Source organism: Luteimonas sp. gir, from assembly GCF_037198055.1.
GTDB classification, from domain to species: domain Bacteria; phylum Pseudomonadota; class Gammaproteobacteria; order Xanthomonadales; family Xanthomonadaceae; genus Luteimonas; species Luteimonas citri_A.
The window spans coordinates 138773-158818 of sequence record NZ_JBBAXQ010000004.1 but is presented as its reverse complement, the minus strand read 5'-3'; the positions used below and the strand labels follow the sequence as shown (position 1 = coordinate 158818).

Genomic DNA, 20046 nt, shown 5'->3' with positions numbered 1-20046 from the left:
TCTGCGAAATGCACTTGGCGTAGGCGCAGGTCACCTCCAAGAACTGCATGCACGTCTTCTTTGACCTTCTAGAAGGCGAATCGGACACCCCTTGCCTCCAGACTGCGCGGTCAGCGGGAGGCCTGATCACACACGTCCACAAGTCTGCTGGATTCGTAGAGCGAGGGGAGATTTCTGCTAGCCACACGAAACTGGCTACGCTTTTTGGGCTTCGGACTGTCCGTATTGACGCCTTCCAACTTGATGCCCGGATCGTAATAGACCTTTCCCGAGTACATGGCATCGAGGAGAAGACCGAACTCCGCCCCCTCGCCCAGCAAAACCTGACGGCCGAAGCGGTATTGCTGTTCCGGTTCATTCTTTTTCTGCACCGGCACAAAGGCTGCGGCCGCGTGCTTGACTTTCCAGTGGTCCATCAGTTTGGCGAAGGACCAGGATGCGGCAACATGGTCATGTGCATCGATCAGCTGAACGGAACCGTCGGGTGCGAACTTCTTCGGTGAGACATACCCGCTCACAACGAGTCGAAGACCGGTACGTGAATGGGGAGCCCGGCCCGAGCGATGAAGACCACCGAAGTTGAGACGATCCTCTCGACCTTTCGTGTCCGGGTAGCCGTAGCGCTTCAGAAAGGTTGCAAGCCCGTCCGCCATGTATACACCGCCTGTCGGTTCGGGAGTGAACAGGGTAACGGTGCTCGCACCGGGACTGTCCACGTTGGTAACCTGTCGAGCCTTGACCTCCCAACCGCGGAAGTCGGGCAGCGAGTATCCGTTCGAACGGATTCCGAGGAGAGACTCCAGCGTATTGCCGTTGCAGTTCGATCCGCTGCAAGGAACAAGTGCGCCGCTCGGATCCAGACGTGTAGAGGGGACCCACAGAAGCCGATGGATCCTGCACAGCTCGCGCATGAGGTCGCGAAAACCATCGATGTGCGCCTCGCCAGGCATGCGCAGCACGTATAGCGCACCGTAGGGATCGTGCGGCTCCGTTGCCCGAATCTCTCTCGCAGCTGGTGATTCTGGTGGCAGAGTGAGGGCGATGATCTTGCGGTCATCTCCGATTCCCAGCACGAGGATGCGGTCCGGCTCCTGACCCCGCTTTTCCTTCACCCAAAGCGAGCTGGGAGCTGTTCTGCAGCCCCTCAGGAAGCCGGAGAACCTCACCTCGGGATACTGTGGATAGAAGATCAGCTGTGCATTCGGCGCGAGTTGCGGCAGGCCCTCGGCGTTGAGCCAATAGAACTCCAGCGGGGCACGAAAGACTGCTTCCTGTTTGCCACTCTTCTCGGAGACAGACAGATGTGCTGTCACTTCACCGGAAGGAAGCTTGCCGAGCTGCGAAAGATCCGTTCCCAAGTAGACCTGGTTCTTGCTGTTCGCATTGCGCGGCAGCACCTTGTACACGGCCTCGGTAACTCCATTGTCCCGGAGCATTTCGAAGACTGTGGAAAGCTCGAGTTCGGACAGCCATCGGTCCGTTGCATCAATCGTCATCCTTGAGTCCCCCTGATTCGTTGTTCCTGATTCTGTCTGCCAGATCCGAAAGCTCTGGCTCGCTCAGTTGGCAGGCCCACACAGTCTCGACCTGCCAGTCCATTTCCTCAAGCTGTCGCTTCACCCTCTCGTCCCGTTGCACGTTGTCGGTGAACTTCTTCTGCCAGAACTCCGGATTGCTTGCAGGCGTGGTCGCATAGCGGCAGTTTTCGTGTCGGTGCCAGAAGCAGCCGTGCACGAATACCACGGTTCGGTACTTCGGCAGGACCAGATCGGGTTTGCCGGGCAGCTTCGCATGCAGGCGAAATCGCAGCCCCACGCGATGCAGGTAGGTGCGAACCATCATCTCCGGCTTGGTGTCCTTCCCGCGGATGCCGGACATCATCCTGCTACGCGTGGCGCGGTCAACGATATCCATCGGTTCAGGCAGCGAGCTGGGTCTTCCGCTCTGCTAGCTCCGGTGTCGTCAGTTCCATCATTCGCGGCTTCATCACGCGCGCCACTTCCCGCATGACGGGCATGACCACGCTGTTTCCGAACTGCTTGTAAGCCTGCGTGTCGCTGACGGGGATGATGAAACTATCGGGAAAGCCCATAAGTCGTGCACATTCGCGAGGTGTGAGGCGCCGCGGCCGCCTGCGTGGCCCTTGGGAGACGAGGATTTCCGACCCGTCCTTGTAATAGCGGGCCGACAGTGTGCGCGAGACGCTGTCCGGGCCAACCAGACCGAAGCCGAAGCCGTTGCCCGCGGCCCGGTGTTTCGCTGCGTAAGCCTGCAGATAGGCCCACAGGTTCGGGGTGAGGGTGTAGCGGTCGGCAACCTTGGCCTTCGGGCCCACGGTGTAGTGCGACTCGGGTTCCTCGCTTCCGTCCTCGGGATGCAGGATGTCCTTCATCGTTCGCTTGTCAGACGGCAAGTTCAGATCGTCGAAGCTGAAATCCGTCTTCTCGCGGAATCCCACGATCAGAATGCGCTCCCGGTGCTGAGGCACGAAGTGCGCACCATCAACCACCTTGTAGGTGATGTGATAGCCCAGCTCTTCCTCCAAGACTTTCCTGATGACTCGGAAGGTGTTGCCCTTGTCATGGCTGACCAGATTCTTGACGTTCTCCAGCAGAAAGGCCGTAGGCCGCTTCGTCGAAATGATGCGTGCCACATCGAAGAACAGGGTCCCTTGTGTTTCGTCCGCAAAGCCGTGCGCGCGCCCCAGTGCGTTCTTCTTGGAGACTCCGGCAATGCTGAAGGGCTGACAGGGGAAGCCGGCGAGCAGGATGTCGTGGTCGGGAATCTCCGCCGCATCCACTTCGGTGATGTCGCCTGCTAGGGTGTGCGCCGACTCCGGGAAGTTGGCCAGATAGGTCTTCTGGGCCCACGAGTTCCACTCGCTGGTGAACACGCAACGTCCGCCATGTGCCTCGAAAGCCAAACGAATGCCGCCGATGCCGGCAAAAAGGTCGACGAAGCGGAAGTCGGAATCCTGCTGTGCCTGCCGACCGGCCAGCGGCATCAGCCGCTGGCGAATAGCGTCGGCGGCATAGGAGGGTGGCTCGGTTTCACCTGCTTCCCACCGGCGAAGTGTGCGGGTGGTGATTCCCAAGGCTTGGGCCAGCTCCGTCTGGTTGTACCGGCCTCGGAGCGTGGTAAGAAGCTGGCGAACATCTTGCATGGAACAGGCCTCACGGGGGGATCGAATTCGGACATTGTGTCCGATTTCCGTCTCAGCTGCTGAGATCAGTAGCATTCCCGCTTGGCTCTACGACATCCCCGCATCGTAGGGGGACAGGAGGACCTGCCGACATAGGTGCGGCAGAGTTTCGTGGAAGTAACGACCGCTCGATGTCGCCCAAGGATCCGAGTGGAGGCGCCAGCAGCCGGGGTGCTCCGTTCCCTGGCCCGCGTGTCTGGCGACCCGCCCGTGGACGGGGATCACGCGTTGCTGGCGTGAGTAGAGGATGCTCCTTCCATGCATATGCCGCCATCGGTGTCCTCCGCAATGGCATGTCGGAATTTTCCTACCTAGGTACCTAGGCCGGCTCTAGTCTTCAAATGAAGCCAGATAGCCCGAGCTGCGACTCTCTGGCTAGTGACATGCTGGGATGCTACATTTCATGAAGAGACTGCCGCGCAGGAGAGGAGCAAGGCATGCTGATAGCCCCTGTTCCAAGCATCAGATCACGTGTCGAAGGCTTCTCCCCGCGCTATCTTCTCCGCTCGCATCAAGCAGGCGCGGAAGCTGCGTGGCATCGAGAGCCAGCGAGCATTGGGTTTAATGATGGGGCTAGATAGGGAGCGCGCCAGCAGTCGAATCAACCGCTACGAGAGAGAGTCAAGCGGGGTCGACTTAGACGGGCTCGCCAAGCTTGCGGAAGCATTGCAAGTACCAATGGCTTATCTGGTAGCAGAAGACGATGCTACGGCCGATATCGTTCTGTCCCTCTCGTCGCTTTCAGCCAAGCAGCGCAGGGATCTCGCTGACTGGATTAAAGGAAAGCTCGGCGAGGATTAAGTCAGTACGCTGCAGCTCAGCTCTTGCCCTTTGACTTCAATTCCGCAGCGAGCTTCTTCTGCTCTCTTGGCGGCAGGCTTGCTGCTGCGAGGATGATGTCCGCCAGCACATCGTTGTCCGCTAGGAGATAGGCCAACGGGACGCCGAGTACCTTGGCCATCTTGCTAGTTGTCTCAAAGTCGGGCTCGGAGGTTCCGCGCTCATATCTTGTGACTCTGTTGGCCACGACATCCTCCGACAGACCAATTCGTCTTCCAAGTTCTCTTTGTGAGAGTCCCGAGGCCAAGCGCGCCTCTTTCAGCCGCTTGGTAAACATGAGTTTGATGCGAGGCGCCATGAGCCATCGAAGCCGTTCCTGTACCAATGACAGGATGGCTTCTGTACCCGCAGCATGTATGCTACAGTAAATGTAGCAGGCAAGTTATAGCTGGGCAGCCTGCTCTCGAGGAAGGCAAACCAGAACTTAGAAGGGATGTGTGCCGATGATGCGGACGCTGAGCTTTCGTCTTTTGTGCTACATTAAATGTAGCAACGCGCTTTGGTTCGATACCAATGGATGCGCCCATGCGCAGTGCGGCAGCTGCCCGTTCCGGAGAAGTAATCTGGACGGCGACGCTCTTGTACTGTCGACGTTGGAGAGACGCCCCAATGAGGGAAGCTACTTGCCGGCGAAGGCTGATACGAGTGCCGTGCCTGCACCTCGCACGAAAGTGGTTTGGCATCCTGATATGGGATTGGCGTTAGCGTGTTTGGGCGTCGCTGCTCTTTCGCTGTCGGCGCCTAACGCTTTAGCGCAGGAGACGGACGCGGCGGGTGGGTCCGATGCACCCGCAGACACCCGGGAGACCGACACCGCCGCCACCCAGCTCGACACCGTCCAGGTCACCGGCACCCGCATCCGGGGCGGCACCACGCCGTCGCCGGTGATCGCCTTTGGTGCCGAGCGGATCCAGGAAGAGGGCTTTCGGGACCTGGGCGAGGTGATTCGCAGCGTGCCGCAGAACTTCGGGGGCGGGCAGAACCCCGGGGCGGGCAGTGGCGGCTTCTCGGGAGCCGGGTTCGCCAACCAGAACGTCACCGGCGGCTCGGCGCTGAACCTTCGCGGCCTGGGGCCGGACGCCACGCTGACGCTGCTCAATGGGCGGCGCATGGCCTACAGCGGCTTCGCGCAGGCGGTGGACATCACCGCGATCCCGGTGGAGGCGGTCGAGCGCATCGACATCGTGGCCGACGGCGCGTCGGCCATCTACGGCTCGGATGCGGTGGGTGGCGTGGGCAATGTGATCCTGCGCCGCGACTACGACGGTGCAACGCTCGGTGCCCGCTATGGCGCTGCCAGCGGCGGCGGCCTCGAGACCCGCGAGTACACGGCCACGGCCGGCACGTACTGGGCCAGCGGTGGCGTCATCGCCACGTTCAAGGACGCATCCGTCGATCCGATCTATGCGGCCGATCGCGCCTACACCCGGCACCTGGGGCCGCCGACCACGCTCTATCCCGGCAGCGACCTGCGCAGTGGTCTGCTGAGTGCGTACCAGGGGCTGGGAGAGGGCGTGGAACTGCGCCTGGATGTGCTGCGGAGCCGGCGCCACCAGCAGACCTTATACGAGTACATGGGCATCAACCGCCTGACGCCGGTCACCACGACCTCGCTGGTGTCGCCGGGGGTCGAGTTCCGGCTGCCGCGCGATTGGACGCTGGCGCTGAGTGGGGCGTGGGCCAAGGACGAGCATCACGAGCGTCAGGTGCGGGAAGCCCCGGCAACAGGGGCCACCACGCCGGTCGTCAACGACTGCTTCTGCAACGAAAGCCGCAGTTACGAGGCGAGCGTGGAGGGGCCGCTGTTGACGTTGCCTGCGGGCGAGATGCGGCTGGCGGCGGGCGTGGGCTACCGCAGCAATGCGTTTCGCCAGTTCGCGTTGGGCACCGGCTTGGTCGCGACCCAAGGCGAGGAACGGGCGCGCTTTGGCTATGCGGAAATCAGCGTGCCGGTGGTCGCTGCGGGGCAGGGCGTGCCGGGTGTGCAACGGCTGGAGGCCACCGCGGCCGTGCGCAGTGAGGACTACAGCAGCTTCGGCGGTGTGACCACGCCCAAGCTCGGGCTGATCTACAGCCCCAATGCCGACTTCACGGCCAAGGCCTCGTGGGGGCGCTCGTTCAAGGCGCCGACGTTGCTGCAGGTCAACCAGGGGCAATTCGCCCAGCTGGGCTTTGCGCGCGACTACGGCGGCACGCCGGAGGCCGGGCGCGACATGGCGGTCCGCGTGGGCGGCGGCAATCCGGACTTGCAGCCCGAGCGTGCGCGTACGCTCTCCGCCTCGCTGGCGTATCACCCCGAAGCGTTGCCCGCGCTGCAGCTGGAGCTCACGGCATTCCGGATCGACTACACCGACCGTGTGGTCCAGCCGATCACCGACTACTCGCAGGTGCTGGCCAATCCTGCGTTTGCCCAGGTGATCGACCGGCAGCCCACGCTGGAGGAACTGACCCGCATCGCCAGCCTGGCGCGCTTCTTCAACTTCACCGGCCAGTCCTTCGATCCGGACCGCATCGCTGCGGTGATCTACGGCAACTACGTCAACGTCGCCCGGCAGGAGATCACCGGGGCCGATCTGTCGAGCTCGTATCGGTTAGCGTTGGGCGATGACAGGCTGACGCTGCGCGGCTCAGCCGCATGGTTGGACAGCCGGCAGCAGAACACCGGCGCGCAGGACTTCTTCGATCTGTCGGGCACGCTGTTCAACCCGCCCAAGCTGTCCGGCCGGGCAGGGGTTGTGTGGGAGCGGGGCGCCTTCACCACGTCTGCGTTCGCCAACTACCGCGGCGGCGTGACCAACACCGTGGATGGCCGGAAGACGGCCTCGTTCACCACCGTCGATGCGGCGTTGCGCTACCGGCATGCCGGCAGCGAAGGCGCGTGGTCCGGCCTGGAAATCTCGCTGTCGGCGCAGAACCTGCTCGACCGCGCGCCGCCGCTCTACACGCCGACGTCGTTCGCCGAGTACGCGCCGCCCTACGACGGCACCAACTACTCGGCGATCGGGCGCTTCATCAGCCTCGCCATCTCCAAGACGTTCTGAGGTGGCCATGGAGACGTCAGGTCGGTGTGGATGTGCGGTACGGCGTCCGGGCGTTTCGGCGCGGTGGATGCGTGCGCTGGTGGTGGGCGGTTTGCTGATGCAGGCCGGCATCGCTGCGCATGCGCGGTCCATTCCGCCGCGTCAGTTGCTGGAGGTCGTGGACTTCGGCCCGCCGGTCGTCTCGCCCGATGGCCGGCAGGTGGCCTTCCGGGTGGAGCAGGCGTCCATCGAGCGAAACAGCTACGACTCGGCGTGGTACGTGCAGGCGATGGCGGGCGGGCAACCGCCGCGCCGCGTGGCGGACGGCGGTGTCCCGTTGCGCGATGTGGCCGGGGTGGCGGTGCCGGTTGCGGCGAGTTGGTCGCCCGATGGGCGTTGGCTGTACTACACGGCGTTGCTGGAGGGCAGGATCGATGTCTGGCGTGCGGCGGCAGATGGGTCGCTCGCCGAGCGCGTCACCCATGACGCGGCCGATGTGCGCGGCTACGTGCTGGATGCGGATGGCCGGCGCCTGTTCTACCGTGTCGGTGCGACGCGCGAGGCGGTTGCCGACGCCGAACAGCTTGAGTACGACCGCGGCATTCGCATCGATGGCGATGTGCCCATTGGCCAGGGGCTGTTCCGCTCCATCAATATCGAGGGGCGGTGGGCCACGCAGCGCTATGCCGGCATGTGGTTCGGTCGCGCGCCGCTGCTGGCGGATGCGCCGGATCGCTGGAAGGTGGTGGATCTCGTCACCCTGGAGGTCCGTGACGCACCGGCGGCAGAGCGGCCGCCGATGCCGCCTGCGATCTCCGACCTGGACGCTGCGTTGCCACCGCCCTGGGCCTTGGCGGCCGAGCCGAACGGCAAGCGCTTGGCGATATTGACGCGCTCGGCGCCGCCGCCCGGCTTCCGCCACGGGCTCCATAGCGCCATGGCGATGTTGCCCGGACAGGCCGCACGTCGGGCTGTGCCTTGTACGGCTGGCGCGTGCGTGGACAAGGCGATTGGCGCGTTGCAGTGGCGGCCGCAGAGCGACGAGGTGTTGTTTACCGTCACCGATCCGCTGCAGGGGCTGGCGCAGTCCATCCATCGCTGGAATGTGCGCACTGGCGCTGTCGATCCCGTGGTAACCACGCGCGGCACCATCGGTGGTGGCCGTAGCGGGCGCCCTTGCGGCGTGTCGGCCGACGCGATGGCCTGCGTCATCGCCGAGCCCGACCGCCCGCCACGGCTGGAGCGCGTCGACCTGGAGAGCGGGCGGCGCGAGGTGCTGTTCGAACCGAATGTGGCCCTGGCGGACGCGTTGTCCGCAGTGCCGCCGGCCGAGTTGCTGCGCTGGGAGAGTGCGGACGGGCAGACGTACACAGGGCAGTTCCTCCCGCCCCGCGCCATCGGCGGAGCCCCGCCGCCGCTGTTCGTCACCTACTACAACTGCGCCGGCTTCCTGCGCGGTGGCGTAGGGGACGAGTGGCCGTTGGCCAGCCTGGCGGAGCGAGGGATTGCCGCGTTGTGCATCAACGACCCGCCGGGCTACGTGTTCGACGCGGTGCAACGGTACGGCCGCGGCGTCGCCGGTGTGACCGCGGCGGTAGCGCAGCTTGCTGCGGCGGGCCGGATCGATCCGGCCAAGGTGGGCATGGGCGGGTTGAGCTTCGGCAGCGAGGTCGCGCTGTGGGCGGCCATCCAGACCGATGTGCTGGCGGCGGTCTCGGTGACATCGCCGACGGTGGAGCCCAACTACCACCTGTTCAACGCACTGCGCAGCGATGCGTTCTTCGCGGAAATGAAGAATGCCTGGGGCCTGGGCGCGCCGGACGAGACGCCCGAACGCTGGCGCTTGCTGTCGCCGGCCTATCAGGTCGAGCGCATCCGGGCGCCGGTGCTGTTCCAGATGCCCGAGCAGGAATACCTCTATGCCTTGGGCGTTTCGCTGCCGCTGGTCCGGCAGGGGCGCGCGGACCTGTATGTGTTTCCCAACGAAACGCACCAGAAGTTCCAGCCGCGGCACAAGCTGGCCGCCTATGAGCGCAATCTCGACTGGTTCCGCTTCTGGCTGCAGGGGCACGAGGACGGGCACCCGTCCAAGGTGGGGCAGTACGCGAGTTGGCGAGCGATGCGTGCCGGCTTGGCTGGCGCAGAGCCCGAAGGTGGGACTCGCTAACGCGGGTGCCGCAGCCAGTTTTCGACCATACACAGGTCGAAGATCCGCATGAACGCGGTGTCGCGCGGATGCAGGTTCGTCGCGAAGAACGCCTCCAGGACGCGGGCGTCCAGCAGACCTTGGCGGCGTAGGTGGCCCTCCATCAGGTAGGCACGCATTTCGCGCCTTTTGCGCTGGTAGATCGCGCCGGAGTAGCTGACGAAGGTGCCCTTGCTGCGGCGCTCCAGCACCGCACGCGGTAGCCGGTCGGCAAACGCGTCGCGCGCCAGGGCGCGGTTCCTGCCGCCGGCGATCCACATCCATGTCGGTGCCTGGAGGCAGGCTTCGACGACTGGCTGGGAGAGCAGGGGAAGCCGGAGCCAGCGGGTCGCACCGCGCGGGGCGCCTTCGCGGAAGACCTGCGTGCCCGCGAGTTCGGCGATGCGCTCCAGGTCGCCGGGCAACGCGCCATTGGGCCGTGCGAACCAGGGATGGACCGGCGGTGAGGGTGACACCGCGGATGCATCCAGGAACATGGGGTTCGGCTTGCATGGCGTGCGTGCGCCACGCGCCAGCTTCTTGAGGGTCAATCGGCCGGCCTTCCAATAGGTACAGTCGTGCAACGCGGACAAATCGCGGATAGCGCGCACGCCTGCCCGGACGCCGCGCTCCTTGAAAGCATCGGCTGCGGGCACCGCGCCCGACGAGTAGCAGAACACGGTGTCGCCGCCACCACCGGAGAAGAAGCTGTTGGCGCCTTGGCTGGTCGCCACCGCGGTCATGGCCGTGTTCGCTGCCTGCTGCAGGACCGAGACGCGCGGCCTTGCGGTCTGGACTGGCAGGTCGAAGTCGATGCTGACTTCATCGATGTCGAGCATGGTGGTATGCAGTTGCGTACCGAGCATGTCCGCGACGGGCTGCGCGTATCGGCGCTCGTCGGCGCCGGGCACCGGCGTCACCAAGGTGCTGCAGGTGACGTTTGCCGAGTCGCCCTTCAGGCACGCAGCCACGATGGACGAGTCCAGGCCGCCGGACAATTCCATGAGCACGGCCTTGTCGATGCGGGCCCAGGTCTCGACTACGGTGCGGACGGCGGTGCCGATCGCCGAAGCTGCACGCTCGGGGCTGTGATGCCGATGCGGCGCCTGCGCGAATCGCCAGGGCGACCAAGCGGGCACCACGGTGGCAGTCCGGTCATGGAGCGTGAGTGCGCATCCTGGCAATAGCTCCTTGACCCCGTCGAGGGGCGTTTCCGCTGTGTTGACGTGGGTATACGCCAGCAGCCATGCGATGACGTTCCAGTCGATCTGCCGGCGGTAGAGCCCAAGACTGCTGGCGAGCGAGACATCGGATGTCACGACTGTCACGCGTTCCCCGCTGAAGTAGAAGCAGGGCACGCCGCCGGATGGTTCGCGCAACAGCGTCACCCCTTGTGCAGGCGGCGCGGCGCGGCGGATCAGCAGGTACTCGCCCCAGCACTGAGTCAGCAGGTGGTCGTCGAGCGTGCGCGGGCCGGCGGTGCTGGCGAATGTGTTTGCTTCGAGCTGGGCGCCGTCGCGCGAGAACACGTGGCCGACCACGACGCCGGCTGGTACAGGGAGGGCGGGGGTTTCCTCGCCGACGAAGAGTGTCATCGGCCAGGGGGCATCGACCTGTCGCATGCCTTGGGCACATAGGGAAGCGGACTGCTCGGGCGATAGCGCGATCCCGTTCCGTGAAGGCTCGATCGGCAGGAGGCCCAGGTAGCGGTAGCCCATCAGATCACCCGGATCGGCGTGTGCGCGAGCGCATTGCCCACGGTGTCGTTGAGCACCCAGTCGCCGTTCTGGACCCAACAGTGGGCCGCGAACGGCCTGTTCGTCACGCCGAAAACGAGGGACGCCCGGAGTCGGCGCCGGGCGAGGAAGAAGACCAGAGAGACGGAATCCAGCAGGCAGCAGGTGTTGATCGGGACGTATGGCCGCGTGCGCCGGAAGCGTTGCACTGCCTGCACCATGTCGGGATCCGACGCCTGGTCATGGTCTCCGGGCGCGCTCGAGACTCGGCGATCGCGATAGGTGGCCATGTCACCCAGCAGGCGACCGAGCGCGCGCGTCTTCAGCTGCACCTGCACGCGACAGACGATGGCGAGGACTTCCAGCAGTGCCGTCTGCTTGCCGCCGGATAAGGCCGGGGTGTGTTCGACAAGGCTTTGCGAGGGCGCTGTCACGGCTGCTTCGAGCGTGGCGTCTGCGCCTATGTGTGCGGGCACCAGAATGTTGCGCTGAAGAAGCGCTTCCAGGCCGGTGGCGCAATGGCTGCTGCCCTCCAGATGCTGGAGAAGCGCCTGCTCGAGCCGAGAACCCAGCCGGAAGTAGCGATCGGCTTCGAGGTCCAGGAAGATAAGGCCATCGTCGACGCGGCAGAACGACAGGCCTTCGCGGAGTCCGTAGCGCATGACGGCACCTCGGGGTGCGAGGCGCGCCTTTCGGCGCGCCCCGGCTGCTCACTCCTCGGAGATTCCCGGCGTGATGTTCAGCCCCATCACTTCGCCGGGGTTGAACGCGCCGCCCTGCGTCTCGACGCTCGCAACGCCGAGCTCGATCACATCGTCCTGCACCTGGGTGCGGGTGTTGTCGGTGGTGCTCATGACGGTCTCCTTGCTAAGCCATGGACATCCATGGCGGCTTCAAGCTAGGAGCCCAATGCGGTGATGCTCAAATAATATTTGATTGATGCAGAGTTGATACTTCCCGCTTTGTGACAGCGGTCGCGAACGCTGCTGTGGTGCATGACGCAAGGGCCGCAGTCAGTCAGTGCGTCTTGGCCCGTTTCTGACTCAGATGCGAGACGATCCTCGGCACCATGGCGATGCGACGCTGGTGGTAGGCGCGCACGCCGGCCTTGAGGGAGGCGACGTCCCGCGCTGCCCAATGCCGGTACAACGCGCTCAGTTCGTCGTGGGCATCGTCGAGCAAGGCGTGTTTGGCATGGCGCACTGGCGCGAGCTGGTCGTTGGTGCGTTTGAGCGCCGTGCACAGCTCTTCGTAGTCGGTGGCGTCTGCGATCGCATTGAATAGCGCCCAGGCTGCGTCCGGAATGGCGGTGGGATCAGGAGCGGCGGGCAGTTCGGCGGCTGTGCGCGCTGCGCTGCCTCCGTCGATGGCATCGAGGAGCAGGCGTTCCAGCCACGCGTAGCGTCCCTCCAGGGCGGACTCGAAGAGCATCGGCACATGGAAGCCACCGCGCGGATGCATCTCGATCAGATCCGCGCCCGCCAGTTGATGGAGCGCATAGCGGACAGGCGTCACGCTGGTCTTGAACTCGCGTGCCAGTGCAAGCGGCTCGATGTGCTGGCCTGGCAGGTAGCGGCCTTCCCGCAGCACGCGTCGGATGCGTTCGAACAGAAACGCGCTCTTGGTGTGCATCGCGTTCATCGCAGAACTCCATGTCGGCGTAGAACTGTGTTCCTGTGAGGAAATTACTACAGCCTGGTGATGCGTGCGATCTGTGACCGGGGCCGCGGATTCGAAAGGCAGTGCGTTGCGGCGTGCGCCTGCGACAGATCGCTGCGTAGTGTGATGCGGCAGGCCGAGACGCTGTCGGCCTGCCGCTGGCCTGTCATGCCGCGCTTACCGACGGGGGGGCCGGCGCTGCGGCAGGTCAGTGTCGGGCTCTGGTTCGCGCGTCTGTATCCACGCGACGAACTGGTTGAACCACAGATCGCTGGTCGTTCCCTGGGCATGCAGGTCAAAGCCGTGTCCGCCCCGCGCATACAGATGCAACTCTGCGGGGGCGCCTGCGCGTCGCCATGCGCTGTAGAGCAGGAGCGGGTCGTCTGGTTGGTAGGCATCGTCGGCGGCGCCGGCGATGAACGCGGGCGCGGCATCGGCAGGTACAGGCAGGCGCAGACCGCCGTACATCAAGCCGACGAAGTCCGGGCGCGATGATGCGGGGCCGATGGCCAGGTCCGCGGCGAGATAGGCGCCGCTGGAAAAGCCCAGCACGCCCACCTTGTCGGGTGCGATCCCCCACGCATGTGCGCGTTGCCGCACCAGTGTCATGGCGCGTTCGCCATCCTCCACGGCCTTGGGTTCGCCGGCAAACGGGGGCAGTTCGATGGGAATGCCCGTGCTGGCCCGCGACATCACCCGTGCCATCTCTTCCATATGCACCGCTGGCATACGCATCGGGCCCTCCCCGCTGCGCACCGTGCGGTGCTTGAGCACGAAGGCCGTGATCCCGCGCGCGGCCAGCGCGCGGGCCACTTCCGTGCCGGTTCGGACGTAGCCCAGGGCGACGAAGCCTCCGCCGGGCACCACGATCACGGCTGTTCCATTCCGTCGCTCGGGCGCGGGGCGGTACATCTCCAGCGTGGGTTCGCTTACGTCATAGATCAGCGTCTCGCCGGTCTCGAGCGTGTCGCGCAGCTCCTGCACGTCCAGCGGTTGCAGGCTTCCGGGCGGGTACAGCGGGATGATCTCGCCCCCCGCGCTGGGCGCCTGTGCGGCAGCGGGCTGGCACACCCATGTGGCGGCTGCGATCAGGCCCGCCGCGGCCAGTCGGTGTTTCAGTGTGGCCATCATCACAGCTCCATGCTGAGGGTGACGAACGCCGAGCGTGGCTGGTTGGGCGCCACCACCGGATAGCCCATGTAGGAATGCGGATCCCATGCCTTCCGGCCGGTGAGGTTCACCAGCGAGAGCCCGAGCGTGACCTGTCCAAAATCGTACGACGCCTGTGCGTCGAACACGGCATAGCCGGGCACAGCCACGGTGTTGGGCAGTGTCAGCTCCCGCGCGCTGACAGCGGTCACGCCCGCGCCGAAGGCCAATCCCTTGGCGGGGCCGTCCAGCAGGCGATAACGTGCGGCAACACGCCCGCTGTGGTCGGGCACGCGGGCCACGCGGTCGCCCGGCGCGAGCCCGTCATCGCGGGTGCTGGTGTGCGCGTAATTGGCCAGAAGGGAGAACGCGGGGGTCGGCTCCCACACCATGTCCACCTCCAGGCCGCGGGCGCGCTGGCGCCCGCTCTGGATGGAGAAGCCGACGTTGTCCGGGTCGGAGACCGCCACCTCTTCGCGCGTCTGCCGGAACACCGCGATGGTGCCCGACAGGCCGCTGGTGGGCAGTGCGAGCTTCAGGCCGCCTTCCACATTGGTGGAGGTTTCCGGCTCGGGCGTGGCAAGGCCCATGAAGCCGAAGGGCGCGCGGAAGGCCGTGGCATAGCCTGCAAACAGGGCGATGCCGGGCGCAAGGTCGTACGTGGCTCCGACGTGCGGCGACAGGTGACGGAAGGTCTTGTCGTTGGCGACCCCGATGTTGCTGTTCTCCACGAACTTCAGTGAGGTCAGTCGCAGCGCGCCGGTCAGGTGCAGGCGGCCGTAGGTGGCCTGATCCTGGAGGTAGCCGGCCACCGTCGTGAAGCGGTCATCGGTGTAGGCGTTGACCGGCAGCTGCGCGGTGTAGCGCAGGGTGTAGCGGGGATCGGCGAGGTTGATCGTGCCGGCGGGGCTGTCGCTGACGAACAGCCCCATGCCGCTGTAGAAACGGGTCCGGTCGTAATTGAGACCAGCCAGCAGCGTGTGCTCGCCGCCGAGCATGTCCGCCTTGACCGCGAGGTTGGCATCGAGCGTCGCTTCCTTCGTGCGGTTCACCATGGTGATCGGGAAGACGTCGTATTCGGGGGCCATCGTGGCCGTTGGCGCTAGCCCGGGGAAGACGAAACTGCCGCTTTCATCGACCTTGCCGCGAAAGTAGCGGGCTGTGACGGTCAGGTCCACGCGGTCGGTGAACGCGTGCCGCAAGGTGGCCGTGCCCATCTTGCTGTCGTTGCTGGTCAGTGGCTGGCCTTCCGGCGAGCCGGGGAAGGCGTTGCGGTCCAGCATGCCAGCCAGTGCCGCGTCGGCAGGCAGGCCCGAGTATTCAAGCCCGCGGCGGCGGTTGAACTGGCCCTGCAGCAGCAGTTCGGTGTCCTCGCCCGTCCGTATCGCAAGGCTGGGCTGCAGCGACCCGTGCTCGCCGTGGACTTGATCGATCCAGCTGTCGTTCTTCTGGTATTCGGCGCTGATCCGTGCGGCGATGCTGGGCGACAGCGGGAGGTTGATGTCCGCATAGGGGTTCCAGGTGGAGAAACTGCCCCCGCGCAGGGCGACGCTGCCGCCTGCCGCTGTTGGTTCGGGGCGCTTGCTCTCGATGCCGATGACGCCGCCCAGCGGGGTGCCCAGGCCGCCGCCGTAGCGCGTTGCGCTCGGGCCCTTGAGCACACTGATCGTGGAAACCCCCACCAGGCCCGGCGGGTCGTAGGCCTGCTGGTTGCCTGCAAACAGCGGCAGGCCATCGAGATAGACCTCGGCCGGAAAGCCGCGCACGATCGGCGGAATGAACAGGGTCTCGTCCGAGCGTGTGGGTGTGACCCCCGAGACGTTGACCAGCGCATCGCCGAGCGTACGCCGGTCCTGTTCGCGCAGCAGGGTGCTGGTGATGATCTGCACCGATTGCGGCACTTCGGTGAGGGGCGTTTCGGTGCGGGTGGCTGCGGAGGTGGAGGGGGCGGTATAGCCGCCGCGATTGGCAGTCACCTGCACGGGGGGCAGCGTCCAGCTGGGCGCATCGTCCGGTGCACGCGGCGCAAGTGGCGCTTCATCGCCTTCGGCGAAGGCCGCCGGCGCCGCGCACGCCAGTGCCAGTGCAATGGCGGCGCGGCTCAGGGTCTTGTGGGTCATGGCAAGTTTCCAGATTCGATGAAGGTGAGGAAGTCCGCGCGCATCAGGAGGCCGGCGGCGAGCGCCAGCCCCGAGTGGCGAGGGCATCGAGAAGTCCCACCAGCAGCAGGGATGCGCCCACCAGCGGAAAGAGCAGGCCGCCGAGGCACAGCAGTGCGAACACGCAGGCAACGCTGCGGCCCTGTCGTGGCAGTGGAGGCACCCCCAGGCCGCCCCGTGGACGTCGCTTCCACCACATCACCGCGCCACTGACGCACAGCAGCACGATCGCCATGCAGGCGATCAGGAGGACCAGACGGTTGGCCGTGCCGTACTCCTGCCCGAGGTGCACGTTGATGCCCCATTCCAGCGCCCGTCCCAGTGGGCCGTAGTCCGCGTAGTGCATGTCCAGCAGGACCTTGCCGCTGTACTGGTCCAGATGCACGACGCGCTGCTGGGCCAGTGCTTCGGGATAGACCGATGCGCTGTAGACCCCGAGCGCGCCGCGGGGCAGGCTGACGCTGTAGCCGGGCGCCAGGCCCAGGCGCTCGAATGTCTGGATGGCGGCATCGATGCCGATGGCACCCGGCTGCGGTGTCAGTTCCCCCAGAGCGTTGACGTCGTGCCCCGCATGTCCCTCGTGGCCGTCATTGCCGGGCCGCGCCGTGTGCTGGGCATGCGATGCATCGGAGACGGGCAAGTGGGCCTGCTGCATCGACCAGGTAGGGACGGTGGTGTCGGCCAGACGCTGGTGCGACATCGGCACGTCCACGCGCACACCCGCTGGATAACCGTTGTCGTGTCCATTGGCCCAGATGTTGACCTGCTTGCCCCATACCACCGACCACGGCATGCCGGTCAGCGCGAGGAACAGCAGCACCAGGCCCACCCCTACGCCGGTCAGCGCGTGCAGGTCCCGCCAGAAGAGGCGTTGGCCCGGCTGCCCGCGCACGGTGGTCACGCCGCCCTTCTGCCCGCGCGGCCACCACAGGTAGACGCCGGTCACCACGAGCAGGATGGCCCAGCCGGCGGCGATTTCGATCAGTGCGCTGGCGTAGCGGCCCAGCAGATCCAGGCTGTGCAGACGCCGGACGACACCGGAGAACGTCCCCTTCTCAGGCAGGTGACCCAGCACCTGCGATGTCGCAGGCGCCACGTAGTACACCGCTCGGCGTCCATCCGCCTCGATGACGCCGATCTCCGCACTGCTGTCGGCACGCTCCGGGGTGCTGTAGCGAAAGACCTCGCCTTGGGTCGCCGTGCGCACGGCGGCGATATGGGCGCTGGGCAGCGCCCTGCTCACGCTGCCCGCCTCCACCACTTTCAATCCGTGGTGAATCCAGCGATCGATCGGCTTCTGGTAGAGGTAGACCGCGCCGGTCAGCGCCAGCCAGGCGATGAAAGGCAGGACGAACAGCCCCGCGTAGAAATGCCACCGCCACACCGCACGGTAGAAGCGCAGGCGGTCCACAGGGGGCGGTGTGGCAGTGGCCGTCATCTCACAGCTCCCGGGTCCAGGTCAGGTAGAGCGCGCGGCCATCGCCGGGTGAGTAGCCCGATGCGCCGCTGTCGTACCAGGCGTACAGATAGGCGCGATCGGTGGCGTTCTTCAGCTGCAGCGCCAGTTGGTTGCGCGTGTCGAGCCGGTACGCGGCGCTCAGGTTGAGCAGTGCATAGCCGCCGTAACGCCCCAGCGTGTTGGTGCGCTCCACGTAGTAATCGCCTTGGCCGTTGCCCCAGGCGCTGAAGCTCCAGTCGTCGGTTGGAGTGAATTCCACGCCTGCGCTGGCCAGCCAGTTGGGCACGTTCTCGATCTGCCGTCCGGCCGTCGCCGGTGCGCTGGGATCGGGTACTTCGATGGTCGCCTTTTGCCGCGAGTACGAGGCCCAGGCGCGCCAGTACGCGGCAGGTTGCCAGTTGGCCTGCAGATCCCAGCCGCGGCGCCGGGTCTGGCCGACATTGCCGACCTCGTTGCTGCCGACCGTTCCGTTGACGCCCAGGATGGTCGCCACTTCGTCCGACGCGGTCTGTTCCCAGATCGCGATGCGGGTCTGCAGATGCGCAGCCGGGGACCACTTCAGTCCTGCTTCCCAGCCTTCGTTGATGGACGGCGCCAGGTTGCCTGTCTGTGTGCGATAGGCGGCATTGCCGGCGCCGATCTGGAACGTGCGCCCCCAGTTGGCATAGGCCACCACCGCTTCGCTGAGGGCATACGAGGCACTGAACTTGGGTTGCTTGATCAGCCCGTAGTCGTAGACCGGTGCCGTGGTGCCGGCCGCCACGTCGGTGAAGTGACCGTAGATGCGGTCCACGCGGTAGGCGGGCACCAGCTTCAGCCGGTCGATCGGGCGGATCACGGCCTGCACGTAAGCCCCCCGGGTATCGAGGTCGAACTCCCAGTCGCGCAGCGTGGTTTGCCGCTGTCGCCGCACGGTGCGGAAGCGCTGGGCAGTGTTGTCCTGCCATTGGCCGTCCATGCCGATGTCCATCACCAACTCGGCAAGCGCGGTGTCCGGGCGCCAGGTGGCATTGAGGATCAGGCCGCGATGGGTTTCGTCGTTGCGCCGTTCTTGCTGCGCGCCACCCTCGGTGAAGGTGACCCAGCGCTGGTTGCGGTAGTCGTTCTGATAGGCCTTGCCGGCCCAGGTCCACGCCGCGCCGATGCGGCCGTCGGCGTGCAGCGCGGTCTGCCGGGTCTCGCGTTCGCTGCGGTCATCCTTGGCGTAGTCAGGGGACTGCTTCGGATCGGAGCGGATCTCCGGATAGCTCAGGTAGCCGGCCTCCAGCGCCGCATTCTTGTAGTAGCGGGTCGTCAGACCGGCGCGCCAGGCGTCGTCGGTGGCGGTATAGAACCATTTGCCCGCGAAGCTGCGCTGGGTCGCATCGGCATGATCGCGCTCGCCATCCGACTGACGCCAACCCACGAAGTAGTTCTGCGTCCAGGGGCCCTGCTCGAACCCCTTGGCCAACTGCACATCCAGCGTGCCGAAGCTGCCCGCGGTCACGCTGAGCTGGCCGTCATTCCCGCCCTCGCGGGTAAAGACATTGACGTCGCCGGCAATGGCATTGAGCCCATAACGCGCATCGTTGGTGCCGCGCACGATCTGCACGGCGGTGATGTCCAGGGGCCACACCGCATCCAGGTAGGGCATGCCGCCCGCGTTGTCGTTGCTGGGGATGCCATCGATCAGAAGTTTGACGGCGTTGATGCGGCCTTCTCCGTTGAAGCCACGAAACGAGAACCGTCCGGCATCGGTGCCCATCTTGAACTGGGTCACCTGCACGCCGGGGGCGTTCATCAACAGTTCCCAGCTGTGTTCAACGCGCTGGGATTGCAGCAGGTCGCCGCCGATGACGTCGACAGAGCTGAATATCGAGTGGGCATTGCGCTCTCGGGCGCCTTCGGTCGTCACCTGGACGGTGCCGAGGGTGAGTGCGGTGCCGTCCTGCGCATACGCGCTGGTGGGCAGACAGGACAGGAAGCCAAGCGCAGTGGCCAGGCTGAGGAAGAGCGAGGTGTGGGTCGGTTTCTGGGTCATGGTCACGGCAAGCGGCACCATCCGGTGCATGCCGGTTGGTGCGGAATTGAGGAACGTCGGCACGCCCGCGCAAGTACGCGCGGGCATGGGGCGATATCAGGAGGCCATCCGCGCTGTGGCGCGGACCATCAGGCGCGCAGTGGCGGCCCGCGGGCTCCGAGGTGCCCGACGGTGATGCCGGCGCCCCCATGCAGCGACCAGACGCGCGCGTAGCGTGGTGGGCGCCAGCCGATCAATGCGATCAGCAGCGCCACCAGCAGAATGACCATGCGCGCTGCGATCAGGCAGTACTCGCAGCAGTCAACGCCCATGTCATGGTCGGCATGGCGGTCCTTGTCGGTCGGACTGCTGTCGTCGTGCGGGCCGTGGGCGGCGGGCGTTTCGGCCATCGCATGCTGGGGGCGGCCGCCCGACCCTGCCATTTCATGCGCGTTGCCACCGCCGTGGCGGTGATGCTTGCCGCTGTGATCGTCCTGCATCACCGCGTTGTGCTCGACCGCGTGCACCTGTTGGCCGTGCGTGCCGGCCCCGCAGTGCGCGATCCACCGGCTCACGAATGGGGCGACCACAATGAGCAGCATGGCGATGATCGCCAAGATGGTGAAGCTGCGGTGCAA

The 20046-nt window shown here is 65.7% G+C and carries 16 protein-coding genes; 3 read left to right on the top strand and 13 right to left on the bottom strand.

All coding sequences use genetic code 11. The annotated features are described in order from the left end of the window. Positions 1 to 110 precede the first annotated feature (110 nt). From WAF18_RS08375 to dcm, 3 genes are read right to left on the bottom strand one after another with little or no spacing between them, the layout of a single operon-like run. A complete protein-coding gene (locus tag WAF18_RS08375; protein WP_337244691.1) occupies positions 111 to 1496 on the bottom strand; it encodes an MvaI/BcnI family restriction endonuclease in 1386 nt (461 codons plus the stop codon). Continuing rightward, positions 1486 to 1914, bottom strand: coding sequence for a DNA mismatch endonuclease Vsr (vsr, locus tag WAF18_RS08370; RefSeq protein WP_337244690.1), 429 nt, complete (start codon positions 1912 to 1914; stop codon positions 1486 to 1488). The genes WAF18_RS08375 and vsr overlap by 11 nt, the downstream gene beginning before the upstream one ends. A 4-nt stretch (positions 1915 to 1918) precedes the next feature. Further along, on the bottom strand, positions 1919 to 3163 hold the full coding sequence (gene dcm / locus WAF18_RS08365; protein ID WP_337244689.1) for a DNA (cytosine-5-)-methyltransferase: 1245 nt from the start codon (positions 3161 to 3163) through the stop codon (positions 1919 to 1921). Positions 3164 to 3697: 534 nt separating this feature from the next. Here dcm and WAF18_RS08360 point away from each other — a divergent pair. After that, positions 3698 to 4003, top strand: coding sequence for a helix-turn-helix transcriptional regulator (locus WAF18_RS08360; protein WP_337244748.1), 306 nt, complete (start codon positions 3698 to 3700; stop codon positions 4001 to 4003). A gap of 16 nt (positions 4004 to 4019) precedes the next feature. Here WAF18_RS08360 and WAF18_RS08355 read toward each other — a convergent pair whose 3' ends face one another. Then, positions 4020 to 4340 carry a helix-turn-helix transcriptional regulator gene (locus WAF18_RS08355; protein WP_337244688.1) on the bottom strand — a complete coding sequence of 107 codons (321 nt, stop codon included), beginning with the start codon at positions 4338 to 4340 and terminating at the stop codon, positions 4020 to 4022. Between the two features lie 412 nt (positions 4341 to 4752). On the opposite strand from WAF18_RS08355, the gene WAF18_RS08350 reads away from it, so the two are divergent. Together WAF18_RS08350 and WAF18_RS08345 are read left to right on the top strand one after the other, a co-directional pair. Beyond that, entirely contained in the window at positions 4753 to 7083 is a 2331-nt protein-coding gene (locus WAF18_RS08350) for a TonB-dependent receptor (RefSeq protein WP_337244687.1), read from the top strand. Positions 7084 to 7150: 67 nt separating this feature from the next. Next, complete coding sequence (locus tag WAF18_RS08345; protein ID WP_337244686.1) at positions 7151 to 9229, top strand: Atxe2 family lasso peptide isopeptidase; 2079 nt, start codon at positions 7151 to 7153, stop codon at positions 9227 to 9229. On the opposite strand, the gene WAF18_RS08340 is transcribed toward WAF18_RS08345, so the two are convergent. The 9 genes from WAF18_RS08340 to WAF18_RS08300 form a co-directional block, all read right to left on the bottom strand. Beyond that, entirely contained in the window at positions 9226 to 10965 is a 1740-nt protein-coding gene (locus tag WAF18_RS08340) for an asparagine synthase C-terminal domain-containing protein (RefSeq protein ID WP_337244685.1), read from the bottom strand. The two genes, WAF18_RS08345 and WAF18_RS08340, sit on opposite strands and share 4 nt — an antisense overlap. After that, positions 10965 to 11645, bottom strand: a complete 681-nt coding sequence (locus WAF18_RS08335) for a lasso peptide biosynthesis B2 protein (protein WP_337244684.1) — start codon at positions 11643 to 11645, stop codon at positions 10965 to 10967. Before WAF18_RS08335 ends, WAF18_RS08340 begins: the two co-directional genes overlap by 1 nt. Before the next feature lie 48 nt (positions 11646 to 11693). Further along, positions 11694 to 11837, bottom strand: coding sequence for a benenodin family lasso peptide (locus WAF18_RS08330; RefSeq protein WP_337244683.1), 144 nt, complete (start codon positions 11835 to 11837; stop codon positions 11694 to 11696). Positions 11838 to 12000: 163 nt separating this feature from the next. Further along, entirely contained in the window at positions 12001 to 12624 is a 624-nt protein-coding gene (locus WAF18_RS08325; protein ID WP_337244682.1) for a GntR family transcriptional regulator, read from the bottom strand. Between the two features lie 195 nt (positions 12625 to 12819). Further along, entirely contained in the window at positions 12820 to 13770 is a 951-nt protein-coding gene (locus tag WAF18_RS08320; RefSeq protein ID WP_337244681.1) for an alpha/beta hydrolase, read from the bottom strand. A gap of 2 nt (positions 13771 to 13772) precedes the next feature. Then, positions 13773 to 15998, bottom strand: coding sequence for a TonB-dependent siderophore receptor (locus tag WAF18_RS08315; RefSeq protein ID WP_337244680.1), 2226 nt, complete (start codon positions 15996 to 15998; stop codon positions 13773 to 13775). Next, the gene (locus WAF18_RS08310; RefSeq protein ID WP_337244679.1) at positions 15955 to 17388 is read right to left on the bottom strand and encodes a PepSY domain-containing protein; all 1434 of its coding nucleotides are present in this window, start codon (positions 17386 to 17388) and stop codon (positions 15955 to 15957) included. The genes WAF18_RS08315 and WAF18_RS08310 overlap by 44 nt, the downstream gene beginning before the upstream one ends. Position 17389: 1 nt before the next feature. Continuing rightward, on the bottom strand, positions 17390 to 19516 hold the full coding sequence (locus WAF18_RS08305) for a TonB-dependent receptor (RefSeq protein ID WP_337244678.1): 2127 nt from the start codon (positions 19514 to 19516) through the stop codon (positions 17390 to 17392). Positions 19517 to 19557: 41 nt separating this feature from the next. Continuing rightward, positions 19558 to 20025 (bottom strand): DUF2946 family protein, encoded by a 468-nt coding sequence (locus WAF18_RS08300; RefSeq protein WP_337244677.1) that lies wholly within the window; start codon positions 20023 to 20025, stop codon positions 19558 to 19560. Positions 20026 to 20046: the final 21 nt, after the last annotated feature.